Here is a 14,190-nt window from a genome sequence, read left to right as displayed (position 1 = left end):
AAAAACCGTATTTTCATCTCTTCTCCTATTTATCAATGAAGATTTAAACTTTCAATAATTACTGAAAATTCAAAAAAGATATTTTATATTTACGCCATGACACTTGATGAAGCAAAATCTCGATTTATTCAATCCTGGGGAACGTTGGCAACCCAGTGGGGCATTAATCGCACGATGGCCCAAATTCATGCACTGATGATGGTATCACTCGAACCGCTTGATACAGATGCTATCATGGAAACGCTTCAGATATCGCGGGGCAACGCCAACATGAATCTCCGTGACTTAATGGACTGGGGTTTAATTTATAAGCACCTCAAGGTGGGTGAACGAAAAGAGTTTTTTTACGCTGAAAAAGACGTTTGGAAAATAGCGCGTCAGGTAGCTAAAGAACGCCGTCGCCGGGAAATTACACCGGTTATTGAAGTCCTGGAACAGCTGAAAGCCGTTGAAACCGATTCGCCCGAGGCCAGGGAATTTCAGAAAGTCATTACCGATATCAGCCGGGTTGTGGGCTTCGCTGACAACACCCTAAACGCCGTCATCAAAGCCGAGGAGAATTGGTTGATGAGCCAGTTCCTAAAAGTGTTTCGCTAATTTTTTTGCATCAAAATTTCAATTTTTTCTGAAAATATAATATGAAAAATATCGAAAATACTAGCTTATTTAAACAGCAGTGGTATTTGCTGTGGGTCTTTTTACCCATTGGGGCCTATTATTTCAGCATGATTAAAGGAACAGGGTTGGTCTATTACTATCCTCTTTTCCTGGTTGCGGTTCAATTCATTTCCATTGGTTTGCATCCTGCCGCGGTTAAACCAAATTGGTGGTGGTGCACTCTAGTAACGACCATCCTATTTTGTATTTTAATCGCGATTCTTCTTCGACATATTTTAGAATTTATAGGTTACCAATTTCCCAGCTTATCTTTCAGAAGAAACGTTATTCAATACATTCTTTCTTTTTACGGAAGTCAACTAGTTGCAGAGCTGTTATGCCCGCAAATCTTTCGAACATGGCGATATGGGTGGTGGACAGGAGGGAATATTTTGGCAGCTGTTGCCTGGATAAGCGTTTTTCTTATTATTTATCATTTCTCCGATAAACCTCATTTGTCTTTAGGAAATTTTTGGATTTATCGGGGTTATGTCGCACCAAGTTTTATAGCCAATGCAGTCACCGGCTACTTTTTGCATTTAGGCACCCAAAAACGCTAGGACACTTTCATTTAACCGTCTTCAAAAACGCCAGCACCTCCCGGGCAAATCCTTCCGAGCCTGAGGTGTTATTGTGATTGCCCGGAACGGTTTTTAACGTGGCGCGGGGCAACATTTTTGCCAGATCAGCCGCCTGGCCATTGTCCTCATCCTGATCACCGGAAATCACTAAAACCGGAACCTTGACCTGGCTTAATTCGGCCGGGCTGGTCGATGGCTGGGCCTGCTGCTGAAAACCCAGCGCCAGCGTATCCAGGCCCCGGTTTTTGGCAGAATTCAACGCGCCCTGAAACTCCGGATGAAGGTGCGCTTTTCCGCTGAATAGCTCGGCAAACGCCATTCGGCGCGGCCAGTTCGGATTGGTAAATTCTGATCCCATACCGCCCAGCACCGCCGAACGCAGCTTTTTATCCAACACCAGCAACCGCGCCGTAATGATGGAGCCGCGCGAATAACCCACCACACTGTACTTCTTCTGTTTCAGATGATCCATCAACGCCATAATGTCGCGGGCTTCGGCGTCGTTCTGATAAGCCGCCACGGCATGCGGTTTATCCGACAACCCGTTGCCCCGTAAGTCCAGTTGAATGACCTGATAACCCGCATCGAGCAGCGATTGCCGCAGAACGGTTTTCTGCCAGGAAGCCCCACTGCCCATAAAACCGTGTACGAGCACCACGGGCCTGCCGCTGCCCGCTACTTCATAATGAATCTTCGTTCCATCAAACGACGTGAATAAGGACTCCCGAACGGTTTGGGAGAATACCGTAACTGACCAGGCCAACAGGATGAGTATGCGTATTTTTTCCACGAGGGTAAAGGTTTACGGCGATAAGTTACAAAAAACCTTTCTGGAATCGAGTTGTTATAAATGAACTCGCAACCCAATGCATGAGCGGCCATTTGGCTCATTGTGCAATACACAAAACCGTTACGTTATGGAAAAGCTGGAACTGATTGGCTCCCGTATTTTACGGATGAGCCCCGGCCTGTTCACCAACCAGAGTGGCGCGGCCATTGCCGATGATGACGAGGAGTTTGAAGAAGTTGAGGAGGAAACGGACCTTTACGACGAACCGGTCGATGAAGACGGTGACCCGACCGGCGAACACGATCATCACCAAGACGATAACTATGCCCTCGGCGGTAAAGTCACCCGAAGTGGCACCTAACTTAAAACCGTATGGAAAACTACAATCCTGCCGAAGACGAAAATCAGGGCGTTGCTTCTACCCTGGCCCGCACTGATGAGGAAGTTGGCGAACAACTGGAGCCCGATCTGAGCCCATCGGGTAATTTACCGGGACCCGAACCAGACTTGGAGGAATCTACACGCTACGAAGAGGAAGACAATGATTCTGGCCTAACCAGCGAAGATTAATTTTTTAATGAGAAACCAGGAATGAGAAACGATGGAAAAGCGACTTGCGCAGTTTATCGTTCCTCATTCCTGGTTGCTCCTTACTTTTGTTATTCCCACTCGATGGTTGCCGGCGGTTTAGACGAAATATCGTAAACAACACGGTTGACGCCTTTCACCCGGTTGATGATTTCGTTGGAAATATCAGCCAGAAATTCATACGGCAGGTGTGCCCAGTCGGCAGTCATGCCGTCCACGCTGGTAACGGCCCGGAGGGCCACCACACGCTCGTACGTCCGTTCGTCGCCCATAACCCCCACTGATTGAATCGGCAGCAAAATGGAACCCGCCTGCCAGACCTGATCGTATAAACCGTATTTTTTCAACCCGTTGATGTAGAGCGCATCAACCTCCTGCAAAATCTGGACTTTCTCGGCGGTAATATCACCCAAAATCCGGATAGCCAGCCCCGGACCGGGGAATGGATGCCGTTTCAGAATAGCCTCGGGCAAGCCCAGCGCCTTTCCTACGGTTCTTACCTCGTCCTTAAACAGTGTGTTGAGCGGTTCTACCACTTTCAGTTTCATGAAATCGGGCAACCCGCCAACGTTATGGTGTGATTTGATGGTCGCCGACGGTCCTTTGACCGAAACCGACTCGATCACATCGGGATAGATCGTCCCCTGACCCAGCCAGTCAACCCCTTCGAGCAGATGCGACTCGTGGTCAAAAACCTCAATAAACGTCCGGCCAATGGCTTTGCGTTTGGCTTCGGGGTCCGTCAGGCCAGCCAGCGCCGAGTAAAACTGGTCTTTGGCATCGACGCCCTTGATATTCAGGCCCAGGTGCTGGTACGATTCGAGAACGTCCTCGAATTCGTTTTTCCGCAACAGACCGTTATCCACAAAAATACAATACAGATTCTGTCCGATGGCCCGGTGAACGAGCGTGGCGGCAACCGACGAGTCAACCCCGCCCGAAAGCGCCATGACCACCTTATCAGTGCCTAATTTTTGCTGCAGATCGGCAATTGTTGATTCCACAAACGACTCGGCCGTCCAGTCCTGCGCGCAGCCGCAGATATCGACAACAAAATTCTTCAGCAAGGTTTTCCCCTGCGTCGAGTGCGTTACTTCGGGGTGAAACTGAATCCCGTACGTATTTTCATTCTTCACCTGAAAAGCCGCAACGCGCACGCTTTCCGTAGAAGCAATAATTTCGAAATTATCGGGCACCGACGTAATGGTATCGGCGTGTGACATCCAGACCTGCGTATTTACGTCAAGTCCCTTCAGCAACGCATTTTCGCCATTGAGGGTGCTCAATTTGGCACGGCCGTATTCCCGGATGGCCGACGGTTTCACCTCTCCCCCGCTGGTATGGGCCATCAACTGAGCGCCGTAACAAACACCAAGAATCGGTAAGCGATGCCGAAAAGCGGCCAGATGAACCATGGGCGCGTCCTCATCCCGAACCGAGCAGGGACTGCCGGACAGAATGACTCCCTTTACATCATGGCTTATGGGGGGAATGTGATTATACGGATGGATTTCGCAGTAGACATTAAGTTCGCGAACCCGGCGGGCAATGAGTTGGGTATATTGCGAACCGAAGTCGAGAATTAGAATTTGTTCGGTTGTCATGGTACGTATCTAAAACGCAAAATTAGGCGGTTTTTAGGAACCGGACAATACATCCTGCCGAATCCCGTTGGGAATCTTTCTTTCGGTGCCAAATCCGGCGAAAAAACCTTCCCACCTTCCCGTCCTCAACGGGTAATCAGCACTTTCCGAACGGCTTTCCTGCCGTCTAATTGGGCCGAAACCAGCAACAACTGCATCACCGAATCGGGTAATTCTACAATCTCCTCATGGATTTTTCCGGCACCCTGTATGCTTTTCTGCCACACCAGCCGACCGGCCAGGTCGGCAATCCGCAGATCAGCCGTTTTACGAGACGGAATGAAAAGCTTGATAGCAAACTGGCCCGATGAGGGATTCGGATACACACTCACCGACAAATCCTCCCGTTCCGGGTTATTTAAAATTGGAGAATCTTTCGGGCAATTGATTGTTTTGGGACCACCCGCCAACGTAAAGTTTTTCCCAGCAATGCGGGCCGAAATCGCCTGATTCTGTCCATTCTTGACAACCTCCGGCGTCGTAAATGAAAAACCGCGCTCTCCATTTTTCAGGTCCGCTCGAACGGTTGTGGCTTTCAACGTGCCGATCACCGCATTATTGGCTAAAACGTCCACCGTGATAGACGGATTGGCAGCACCCGGACTGGCACCTGCCCACCCCCAGATGCTGTCGCAACTGGCTCCTTGCAACATACCGCTATATAGGGTATCCGGTGCGGGCGGTGTGTCACTAATGGCCACATTATGGAATGTAAATGCCCGCATACCGCGCCGATTTTTCAGGAAAGGGCCGCGAAAAGCAGTGGGGTAACTGTTGGGCAGATAGGTAACGGTTTTGGCCGAAATCGGCTTTGTTAATTTCAGTACAATCCGATTATTGTCGGCCACTCCGCTTGCAATAACGCGTTCCTGCTGATCGCCCGCGTAGTCAAAATAAATCAAATCACGCAGGTCTATTTTCTGGCCATTCACTATCGTATCCTGTTGCCAGACCATGTTTGTTCCGGGTTCAAACTCCAGGACGATTTCGTTTTTATTCGCCGTGCCAAAATACGCCCGCTGAATGGAGGGCGAGTCGATTCCGTCCACATCATCCGATTTATAGACATCACGGGCAATCAGACGAAAGAGTTCATGAGCAAACTGGTAATGCCCCGGCGGATCGTAGTGCACCCCATCATACCCCGCCAGCCCCACGGTAGCGATGGCCTCCGTGCGGGGGAAAAGCTGCGGGGTCCGGCGTTGAAAATCCCGTAATTGAGCCGCGCCGAGGTTTTCATCGGACAACAGGTTTATCTGCGCAATATAAAACTTCCCGACATTCGGGTAATCCTTCTGCCAGTAGTCAAATAAGGTTTTAAGGTACTGATCATATCCGTCGGCCTTGCCGCCCCCCGCTTCGTTTTCGCCCTGCCGCCACACAAAGGCTTTCACCCGGTCGGCTACGCCAGCCTTTTGGGCCCAGTACAGCGGTTTGCCGTACAGGGTGTTCGGATCTGCCGGGTTAGCCGGATTACGCGCGACATGTTCCAATACCGAGGTTCCGCCAACGGCCCCGTTGATCAGGCAGGTCGGCATTTTGAAATTCTCCAGAATCAGCCGCTGGAGTACCGCGCCAATCCGCCCGGGCTGCCCATCCTGCACGTTCGAATAATGCCAGAGTGTATCGGGGGGGTTATCCGAGGAGCTGTTACCAAACGTCCGCAGGTAGTCGTTCCGGTAAAAATAGTCATCCGGATAATAACCCGTGATGTTGGACTGACCGTGGAAAACAATCACATCTCCGCAGACAATGTCATTGCGTGCGTCGACCAGCACCGAATCGGCGCCGTTCACTGCGTATACCTCAAATTTGTACAGATGCTGCCCCGCTGCTATCGTAGGCGTTAGCTGAAATTGCGACAGGTTACCCGCTTTCGTAAGAGCAACCCGCTGGTATTTCCACTTTTTACCATCCTGAAAAACCCATACCGATGCGTGCGAATAAGCCGTTGATTGGAGTTGCCCGGCGAGCGGCACTTCGGCTTTGTTTTGCTCGTCGCGGGGATATAGTTGCAAAGCTGCCGGCCATTTTTGCCAAATTACGTTTACCTGAGCAAAGGAGGCCAATGGAAATAGAAACGAAATAAGCCAGCCAAAAACAGTAGAATATTTTTTCATATGACACGCTCCATATCAATCCGAAATATCTGCCATTCGCCCCAATTAATCAACCGGTTTTAACGTAAACGCGCCAAAACCGGTTGGTACGGCCATACTTTTTATTTAGCGTTAGGAATCAGTCCGGATAAATGAGGTACTTCTTGCGTTTCAGTTTGTAGTCACCCAGGCCAGGCTCCCAGGTCTTCCGGATCGCATCTTCCGTCAAACCAGCTTTGAGCTGCAACGGCAATTGCTCGCTGCCATACAGCTTATAAATGTAGTTCGTAGCCAGAAAAAACTTGTCTTTGTCGACGGCCTTATTATAAAAATCGATGATGTATTTCAGTGTAAAGCCCATCTTCGTGGCGTCGATTCCGGATAGATCTACTCCGTAACAAAGCTTTCCCTCCTGGGGCGGGTTCATAGCGCCGGGTTTGTCCACGGGCGTAAACTGATACGAGCCGAATCGGGGATTACCGGGCCCACCAATCACCTGAAACTGCTTGTCCGTTCCGCGTCCAACGCTAACGATTGTCCCCTCAAAAAGGCAAAGCGTAGGATAAAGCAAAATAGCCTGCTGATTGGGTAGATTAGGCGACGGTGCTACGGGCAGGGTGTACACCATTTCATGCGAATAATTTTTTACCGGTACTACCGTCAGCGAACACCGCAGTTCCTGGCTTCCCTTCAGCGGTTTCAGCCATTTTTCACCATTGATCATACGGGCCAGTTCGCCCACCGTCAATCCATGCAGAACCGGGATAGGATGCATCCCAACGAACGACTGAAATTTCGGATTCAGAACCGGCCCATCCACGTAACGCCCGTTCGGATTGGGGCGATCCAAGACGATGAGTGGTTTTTTGTATTCCGCGCAGGCTTCCATGGCGTAGTGCATGGTGCTGATGTACGTGTAAAAGCGGGTGCCTACATCCTGAATGTCGAAAATAAGTACATCCAGCGAATCCATTTGCGCTTTGGTTGGCCGACGATTGGCGCCGTAGAGCGAAATGATCGAGATACCACTGCGCGGATCGCGTCCATTGGCAACGTGCTCCCCATCGGTGGCCTGCCCACGAAAACCGTGTTCGGGCGCAAAAATAGTCTTGATTGTAACTCCCTTTGCTACGAGTGTATCGACCAGGTGCGTTTTGCCAACGACCGAAGTATGGTTGACAATCAAACCCACTTTTTTCCCGAGCAGGGAAGGTACGTATAAGTTCATTTGCTCGGCCCCCGTCTGAATAGTTTGGGCCACGGCTGCGGCATCGGTTTGCCGGTTTGTTTGTCCCGAACATCCCATCGACAAACTGAGAAGACTGACGAAGCCAATGATAACTAGCAATTTCGCGGACGATGTCATGGTCACAGGTTGTTTATCCTAACAAATTAGCAGGGACAGGTCCCAACCTTTTCAGGAACTTATGAACAGAAAAATTTGCCTAAAAACACCTTTTGTCAGCCAATTCGCTGATTAGGGAGGTTTTCGCAAAGGTAGCACGAATTTGCAAGCCCGATTAAAAAACCGTTGGCCGTGCCATTTTTTTAATAATGCCCGCTTCGCTCTCCGTATAATCAGTTATGAACGCTTACAATCTGCCTTCTCGTATATTTGTATGTTTAAGTACAAGTTACGGTGGGTACGGAATCCTTGCACCTGATTTGCGTGCAGGGATTTTTTTTGAAACCCTCTTTCCCAACCTAAGTTGAGCTTCCAACAAACAAATGCTAAGTAGCCTGCTCAAAAACGTTCAGGCGTTGATCTCATTTACCATTTTTTGTTGTTGATGTACCGATAACTGTTGTTGATAGCTTTTTCTTGCCCCCCTTCCCGAATCGCTTTAATTTAGTGGATAGTCACGCTAACTCAAGTGTCTTGGTACTCATCTCCAGCTGAGCAAGTACGTCAATATTTTCACAAAAATTTGTACAGATAGTATAGTTACCAGACATGGATTGTGAGTGTGTAACATTAAAATCACACGAAGCAGTAAACGATACGATTTCGGGCAGGTATCAGTATACAAGAACATAGCCTAAAGTCACTAACGTGCGAAAGAGACAGAGAATGCTATTCCGCAGGGGAATTAAAATACCATAGACAATGGAACTCTCCTGCATCGTTCGACAGCAGAGCGTAGAAAAGGAAAGTACTTTCAAAGCCGAATGGAAACAGGCTCAATCATTAATACATAATTTGGTATAATAATATTATGTTATTATAAAATTTCACAAAACTCTATTTATTATTATTAAAATTTGGTTAACAATGAATTATTAGTTGCTTTTTAATGAACAATCAGCAATATTTGAGTAAAAGTACTTTAATATCAGCTACTCAATGTTTGAATCTATTCGCTCCTATCTGCAAGTTAGCCGCCTTGCTAAAGCAATAAACGAAGCTCAATCACAGCAGTATACAAACCTACTGGATGCTACAAGGGTTTGTAACCGTTTGTTCAGCAGCGGCAAAGATTACTCAGTGGTCAAACATAAAAATGAGGAGATTTTCTGGGTGGTTCGTACACGGTTTGCCAAAGCCTTAACTGACGATGGGCATATTCTTATAAAACCAAAGAACAGCAGGCCTTCAAAAAAATAAAGAACGGGGTGATTGCTCTTTTCTCATCGCCTGGACGAAGTAGGATAGTACCCGACTATTCAAGGCTTATATAACATAATCTTAGTTGTTGTCGTAATTTTTTCAGTAATACGGATAAAACTATTGGTGATAAAATAACAGGGATATACTAATGTATATACAACAAAAGGGATACTACTAAAATTAAATTTACTACTACAACCCCGGCGACCTGCCGGGGTTGTTTTGCTTTCTACTTTACCCGAATTTACCGTAAATACATGCTTATTGCCTTTTCTAAGTTTACCCACTAACTAGCGGATCTAAAGTAACATTATAATTGCTGGTACAAACAATATATTATCAGACAGTTTTACCTACTCCTAAAATACTATTTTTCAAGTGTAATAAAGACATTATTTAAAATAATACCCTGCTGTATCTGTACTAATATTAACACTATCTAATTACAAATTTTTAAGTTTCATACACAAAACTTTGCAATTCGCGAACATTTTACTTTTACCTGAGCTCTCTGGATTAAATTTTGTTTGTATCCGGATTATAAGTAATAATTCCCTTAATTTAACATAACGATATTATCCTTATTCCTAGGAATAAGGCCCTGCCATCTAATCTACAATATCCTTTTAATCAACTATTTAAAACAAATCATCGATATTGTATCTGATAGGATGATCTACAAAGCGCTTCTAAAAATAATCAAAAATGAGAAGGCATTATTTAAGTAAGGAAAACTGTTACTCATATTCTCTTAGAATACGCTATAAATCTAACTAGCTCGGCCAGAATTCAGACCAAAACAGCATTTATAGCTTATGTATAAAAATACCGTCCGATAACAATAGAGAAATACCTAAACAATCTCCTCACAATTATCATTTATCTTTGAGCGATAATTATCAGACAAAATTCCCTAAAAAGCGATGCTAAAAGTACTACTGTGTTTCATTGGCTTGCTGATGCCTTTGATAAACTTTGCTCAGAGCGATGGAGCGAGCGTCTCCAACGACCCCTCCTTTCAACCCGGCCTAGCCCTTGCCGTCCGAGCTGGTACCGCCGGAGTGGGGCTGGATGTCGTCAAATCGGTCTCATCCCGCGTTTCTGCCCGGCTGGGTGCCAGCCTCTTCCGTTACAACGGAACCCTGACCAGCGGCAAGCAGACCGATGACATTCAGATGGGCTTTGATTATCAGATCAAATTAGCCTCCGTCAATGCCTTGATCGACTTTTACCCCTTCCAACGAGCCGGATTTCGGTTAACAGGGGGGCTTTTTTATAACCTCAATCAATTAACCTTTGACGGCATGCCCACCAAAGATGTCAAATTTAATGACGTGGTTTTTACTCGGCAAGAGGTGGGCACCATGAACGGCAAGACGACTTTCAACAAACTGGCCCCCTATCTGGGCCTAGGCTGGGGCCATCCCTTTCGGGGTAGTAAGCTGACGTTCATGGTGGACCTGGGCCTGTTCTACCAGCAATCGCCCCAAGTCACGCTCGTAACAACCGGTATGCTTGAGCCCTCCAGCGATCAGGGCGCGGTGATTGAGCAAAACCTCCAGCCGCTTAAGTTTTATCCCGTTCTCAACCTGGGGCTCGCTTACCGTTTATAGTTCTTTACTCTAATTTTTGTACCATGAAAACGTTACGAAACTTATATACCGCCCCAAAAGCGTCCGCGATGGGCCTTGCCTTGCTTCTCTTGCTGGGAAGCTGTAATGACTTAAAAAATCTGGATCCATTGAAGGGGGTGACCTATAAACTAAACTACCGACCGACCAAAACACAAATACAGGGGCTAGTCGTCGATGCCAAAACCGGCCAGTCATTAACTATTCCGGTTCAGGTCACTATCTCCGGCAACGATGCCAACCGGATAGTTTCCTTTGACGGCAAAGCCCAGACAACGTACACCAGTCCGAAAGGCGACCTCTTTCTGGGCTTGCAGGGCGCTGTCCCCACCAGCCAGGCCCCGGCTCAACTCAGGGTAGTGGCCAGTGCCGCCGGTTATATTCCTTCGGCTATTGATTTACGCCTGACCAAAGATCTTAATGATCCTTTCGTGATTCGGCTGGTTAAACAATCCGATCCGCCGACTGGTGTAGCTGTCAAAAACGACCAGATCAGTCTGGCCGCCAACGGTACGCTACCGGCCGAGAAACAAATTGTAGTAGCTACGGCTGTCCCCACTTCCATTCAGTTCCCCAGCGGCACGGTTATGAAAGATGACAAGGGCACCACCATCACGGGCAACGTCGGCGCATCGGTGGCCGCTTTTGCCGCGGATGCAGCCAGCATTCCTATCGGGCTGACGACCCCCGTTGGTGCCAATGCCGGCGCAACGACGAACGTTTCCCTGAGTGTGGCCGGCTACACTTCCATTAACCTGACCAATCAGGCTGGGCAATCCGTTACGAACTTCAGCAAACCGATTGGGATCGCAATGGGCATTTCCCCTACTTACATTAATAAAAAGACGGGGCAACGTGTGCAGATAGGTGACGACCTAGGAATCTACATGCGGAACGAAAAAACGGGAAACTGGTCCTTTGTTCAGGATGCGAAGGTCGAAGCAATCGGTTCCGGGTTAGGAGTGCGCTTTTCGGTAAGCCATTTCACGGATTATGCCGCAGCGCAGGCACAAAATGTAGCGTCAACTTGCCAGGCGATCTGGAACATCAGCGGCTTACCGGCGGGATACGCGTATCGGTATGAACTGGTGCGGGACGGTATTTTACGGGCCTCTGGCACCAGCAGTAGTTCCACCCTGGATTTTGGAGCAGTCAGTGAAGGGGCAGCTGAGTTGTCGGTATTCTCCTCCTCGGGTAGCCTCCTGGGGACCTCCCGTGTTGCGACGATGTGCGGAACACATGCGTTGGCCGTCTCGGCCCCCCAAGGTGCGGTCAATGTCACCTTTACGGTTCGGGCTTCCTGCGAAAATGGTAAAAATGTGGAAGTGTATCCAACCGTTTTGGTGCGGTATGGTCCGGCAAATGGCGATGCCGCGTCTCTGGTAGGCACTACCTTTGTCAATGGACAGGGAACGCTGGTGGGCCTGGCACCTAATACGGCTTATGAAGCGCGGGTAGACTATGAAGGCACCTGGTCGGAGCGTTTCACAACGGGTACTGCCTCCGAAAGCCGCACTTTAAATTACGTGCTGAAATCGAACACCGAAGCTTGTAAATAGTAATCCAAGGTTAGGTTGATCGAACAACAACGGTTTGTGGCTTGTCAGTCACAAACCGTTCGTTTTAGCAGGGTTGTAAAACGGTTTCGGTAACCGCTTTCACGTCTTTTGAGAGACAGGCTCCTGGTCAACATTTTAGACAAAATAGAGCCGAAATGATACTCCAGCCTGATATGGCGAGTGAATGGCTCATGCCGTTCATGCACCAAACCAGGTAGTCGATGCATATTTTCTGCCTTATTAAAATTTAATCATTAAATGTTGTTATATTCGCACATCCTATCACGCACTTAACTCGACGTAGTTAACTGCAATTCATTGTCCATAGATGTGCCCAGCGATAACCTGGGCTTTTTTTATTTCCTTCGGGTTGCTCTGTAACCTACTGCTCTTCAACTCCATTCCCGTTCATTATTACCAACAGTTTTGTAAATCTGATCTGATCATTGGCCCCAGAACCAAAACGTTCGAATTGATCAGTGGGTAAGGCTGGTAAACTAAACTCCTTACGTCCTCTTTCGGTTCTTCATTTTTTTGCCAACGTAGGATACGGTTTTTATGGGCTGTGTCAACCCATGCCTACCTGCACTGCAATATCTCTGCCTTCAAGCTTCATTTTTCCTGAACAACCATAAAAAGATCGCCAATTACTTAGCAAAAGCAATAGCCTCTACCGTTAGATTAAAATAATGTAAACGTATACTCAAATAGTATAATTTAGATCTCGAAACGCTCTCATTCTAAGGGAGTTCGTACCGATTCTACATTCTAATCAGTTACCTTATCTGGAAAAAGCTATGAGAACATGTATGCTCCTTCGTGTCGTTGTTTGCTTGTTAGCAGCAGTTGGGTTGCTAAGTTGTGATGACCACCGCATCCCGGCCGTTTCTCCGGGCTCCGTCATCGACCGCCTTCGTATTAAATCCATCACGCAGGAAATCCCTGACATGTCGGCCCGGGTCAGTGCGACTCAAAAAGTCAGCATGTTTAGTTATGATGCCCAGAATCGACTGAGCATGATTCTTACTTATCAGACACCCGACAGCACGCAGGCTCCGGTTGAACAGAGCATCTATACGTATGATGCCCAAAACCGCCTAACGCAACTCCGCCGGGAGATCGTAAGACGATCAGGAACCAACCCGACTCCGGTTGAAACTTATTTGTACAGCTATAACATAGCCGGGCAAGTTTCTCAGCTAGACTACAATAATAACCTGGACGGTGGAGACAATAGCTGGAAGGTACTTTTTCAATATCACCCTACGAATGTGCTGAAAAGCAGCGCCAAATCCTTTTCATTGTACCCGATTTCCTATCGTGAGGAAAGTGAATATACCTTTACCGGCCGGAACTTAACCCAGGCTGTGGTAACGTCAACCCTCAGTCGTGCCCCGGCATCGTCCTCCACTGGCACACAAACGATCAATTTTACGCATGATACAGGACTCAACCCTTTCTACGGCGTATTTGTCATTCCGGCCCCTTTTAAGGTCCAGCTTTCCAATCCCCGTTCCGGTATCCTGGATTATTACACGTATTTTGGTGGTTTCGACAACTTATTCAATCTCAGTCGGAACAACGTGCTCTCAGACGGCACCAACACGTATGCGTATACCTACAACAGTGCTAATTTGCCAACAAGCCGAACAACAACCTCTAAAGGTGAAGTAACCGAAATTTTAACGTATGATTATGAGAGCTACTAAGCTGCCGGTTTCAGCCCTCTGTACCGTGGGTTTGGACTGACACCCCTGCCGGGAGTTCAGTATTGATCAGGGTCGAAGTAGCTACTCCGACCCTGACTTTTACAATGTCCCTCAACAATTTCTGGGCTTTCGACAAATCTACGTATGATTTAGCAATCCGGTAAAATCAAGCACAAAGCCTCCGTGACAGTGAGGCTGAAGAACTATACCTGAGGCATGTTAAAAGATGGCACAAACGATCCCAGGCGCTTGTTTTGGCCGAACAAGCCCGCATCTGGCAAAACGCGTGACGAAACCGCTGAAGGATTAGGTAGTACCGCCCACA

Annotated in this window: 12 protein-coding genes; 8 read left to right on the top strand and 4 right to left on the bottom strand. The window is 47.8% G+C overall.

Annotated features, from left to right (window positions below; genetic code table 11):
* The first annotated feature begins 96 nt into the window (after positions 1-96).
* Both ACYVH9_RS20930 and ACYVH9_RS20925 read left to right on the top strand, forming a co-directional pair.
* The gene (locus ACYVH9_RS20930; protein ID WP_460638346.1) at positions 97-597 is read left to right on the top strand and encodes a GbsR/MarR family transcriptional regulator; all 501 of its coding nucleotides are present in this window, start codon (positions 97-99) and stop codon (positions 595-597) included.
* 41 nt (positions 598-638) lie between these two features.
* A complete protein-coding gene (locus ACYVH9_RS20925) occupies positions 639-1,217 on the top strand; it encodes a hypothetical protein (protein WP_460638345.1) in 579 nt (192 codons plus the stop codon).
* A gap of 7 nt (positions 1,218-1,224) precedes the next feature.
* Here the strand turns inward: ACYVH9_RS20925 and ACYVH9_RS20920 are convergent, their stop codons facing one another.
* Entirely contained in the window at positions 1,225-2,028 is an 804-nt protein-coding gene (locus ACYVH9_RS20920; protein ID WP_460638344.1) for an alpha/beta fold hydrolase, read from the bottom strand.
* 76 nt (positions 2,029-2,104) lie between these two features.
* On the opposite strand from ACYVH9_RS20920, the gene ACYVH9_RS20915 reads away from it, so the two are divergent.
* Complete coding sequence (locus ACYVH9_RS20915; RefSeq protein WP_460638343.1) at positions 2,105-2,389, top strand: hypothetical protein; 285 nt, start codon at positions 2,105-2,107, stop codon at positions 2,387-2,389.
* A gap of 11 nt (positions 2,390-2,400) precedes the next feature.
* Positions 2,401-2,598, top strand: coding sequence for a hypothetical protein (locus tag ACYVH9_RS20910; protein ID WP_460638342.1), 198 nt, complete (start codon positions 2,401-2,403; stop codon positions 2,596-2,598).
* 89 nt (positions 2,599-2,687) lie between these two features.
* On the opposite strand, the gene guaA is transcribed toward ACYVH9_RS20910, so the two are convergent.
* The 3 genes from guaA to ACYVH9_RS20895 all read right to left on the bottom strand — a co-directional run bounded on the left by guaA (position 2,688) and on the right by ACYVH9_RS20895 (position 7,724).
* A complete protein-coding gene (gene guaA, locus ACYVH9_RS20905) occupies positions 2,688-4,220 on the bottom strand; it encodes a glutamine-hydrolyzing GMP synthase (protein ID WP_460638341.1) in 1,533 nt (510 codons plus the stop codon).
* Between the two features lie 125 nt (positions 4,221-4,345).
* Positions 4,346-6,379 (bottom strand): T9SS type A sorting domain-containing protein, encoded by a 2,034-nt coding sequence (locus tag ACYVH9_RS20900; protein WP_460638340.1) that lies wholly within the window; start codon positions 6,377-6,379, stop codon positions 4,346-4,348.
* 118 nt (positions 6,380-6,497) lie between these two features.
* A complete protein-coding gene (locus ACYVH9_RS20895; RefSeq protein WP_460638339.1) occupies positions 6,498-7,724 on the bottom strand; it encodes an exo-beta-N-acetylmuramidase NamZ family protein in 1,227 nt (408 codons plus the stop codon).
* Between the two features lie 978 nt (positions 7,725-8,702).
* Between ACYVH9_RS20895 and ACYVH9_RS20890 the strand changes: the two genes are divergently transcribed.
* From ACYVH9_RS20890 to ACYVH9_RS20875, 4 genes are all read left to right on the top strand, one after another.
* Entirely contained in the window at positions 8,703-8,963 is a 261-nt protein-coding gene (locus tag ACYVH9_RS20890; RefSeq protein ID WP_460638338.1) for a hypothetical protein, read from the top strand.
* 926 nt (positions 8,964-9,889) lie between these two features.
* Positions 9,890-10,579: a hypothetical protein gene (locus ACYVH9_RS20885; protein ID WP_460638337.1), complete on the top strand. Its 690-nt coding sequence runs from the start codon at positions 9,890-9,892 to the stop codon at positions 10,577-10,579.
* 23 nt (positions 10,580-10,602) lie between these two features.
* Positions 10,603-12,156 carry a hypothetical protein gene (locus ACYVH9_RS20880; RefSeq protein WP_460638336.1) on the top strand — a complete coding sequence of 518 codons (1,554 nt, stop codon included), beginning with the start codon at positions 10,603-10,605 and terminating at the stop codon, positions 12,154-12,156.
* 809 nt (positions 12,157-12,965) lie between these two features.
* Positions 12,966-13,865 (top strand): hypothetical protein, encoded by a 900-nt coding sequence (locus tag ACYVH9_RS20875; RefSeq protein ID WP_460638335.1) that lies wholly within the window; start codon positions 12,966-12,968, stop codon positions 13,863-13,865.
* Positions 13,866-14,190 lie beyond the last annotated feature (325 nt).

It is taken from the genome of Larkinella harenae, from assembly GCF_054780515.1.
The sequence above is the reverse complement of the archived record's forward strand: the minus strand, read 5'-3'. Positions and strand labels throughout refer to the sequence as shown.

Coding starts and splice junctions, on each gene's coding strand:
- ACYVH9_RS20930 (WP_460638346.1), top strand. CDS start 97: ATGACACTTGATGAAGCAAAATCTCGATTTATTCAATCCTGGGGAACG.
- ACYVH9_RS20925 (WP_460638345.1), top strand. CDS start 639: ATGAAAAATATCGAAAATACTAGCTTATTTAAACAGCAGTGGTATTTG.
- ACYVH9_RS20915 (WP_460638343.1), top strand. CDS start 2,105: ATGCATGAGCGGCCATTTGGCTCATTGTGCAATACACAAAACCGTTAC.
- ACYVH9_RS20910 (WP_460638342.1), top strand. CDS start 2,401: ATGGAAAACTACAATCCTGCCGAAGACGAAAATCAGGGCGTTGCTTCT.
- guaA (WP_460638341.1), bottom strand. CDS start 4,220: ATGACAACCGAACAAATTCTAATTCTCGACTTCGGTTCGCAATATACC.
- ACYVH9_RS20900 (WP_460638340.1), bottom strand. CDS start 6,379: ATGAAAAAATATTCTACTGTTTTTGGCTGGCTTATTTCGTTTCTATTT.
- ACYVH9_RS20895 (WP_460638339.1), bottom strand. CDS start 7,724: ATGACATCGTCCGCGAAATTGCTAGTTATCATTGGCTTCGTCAGTCTT.
- ACYVH9_RS20890 (WP_460638338.1), top strand. CDS start 8,703: ATGTTTGAATCTATTCGCTCCTATCTGCAAGTTAGCCGCCTTGCTAAA.
- ACYVH9_RS20885 (WP_460638337.1), top strand. CDS start 9,890: ATGCTAAAAGTACTACTGTGTTTCATTGGCTTGCTGATGCCTTTGATA.
- ACYVH9_RS20880 (WP_460638336.1), top strand. CDS start 10,603: ATGAAAACGTTACGAAACTTATATACCGCCCCAAAAGCGTCCGCGATG.
- ACYVH9_RS20875 (WP_460638335.1), top strand. CDS start 12,966: ATGCTCCTTCGTGTCGTTGTTTGCTTGTTAGCAGCAGTTGGGTTGCTA.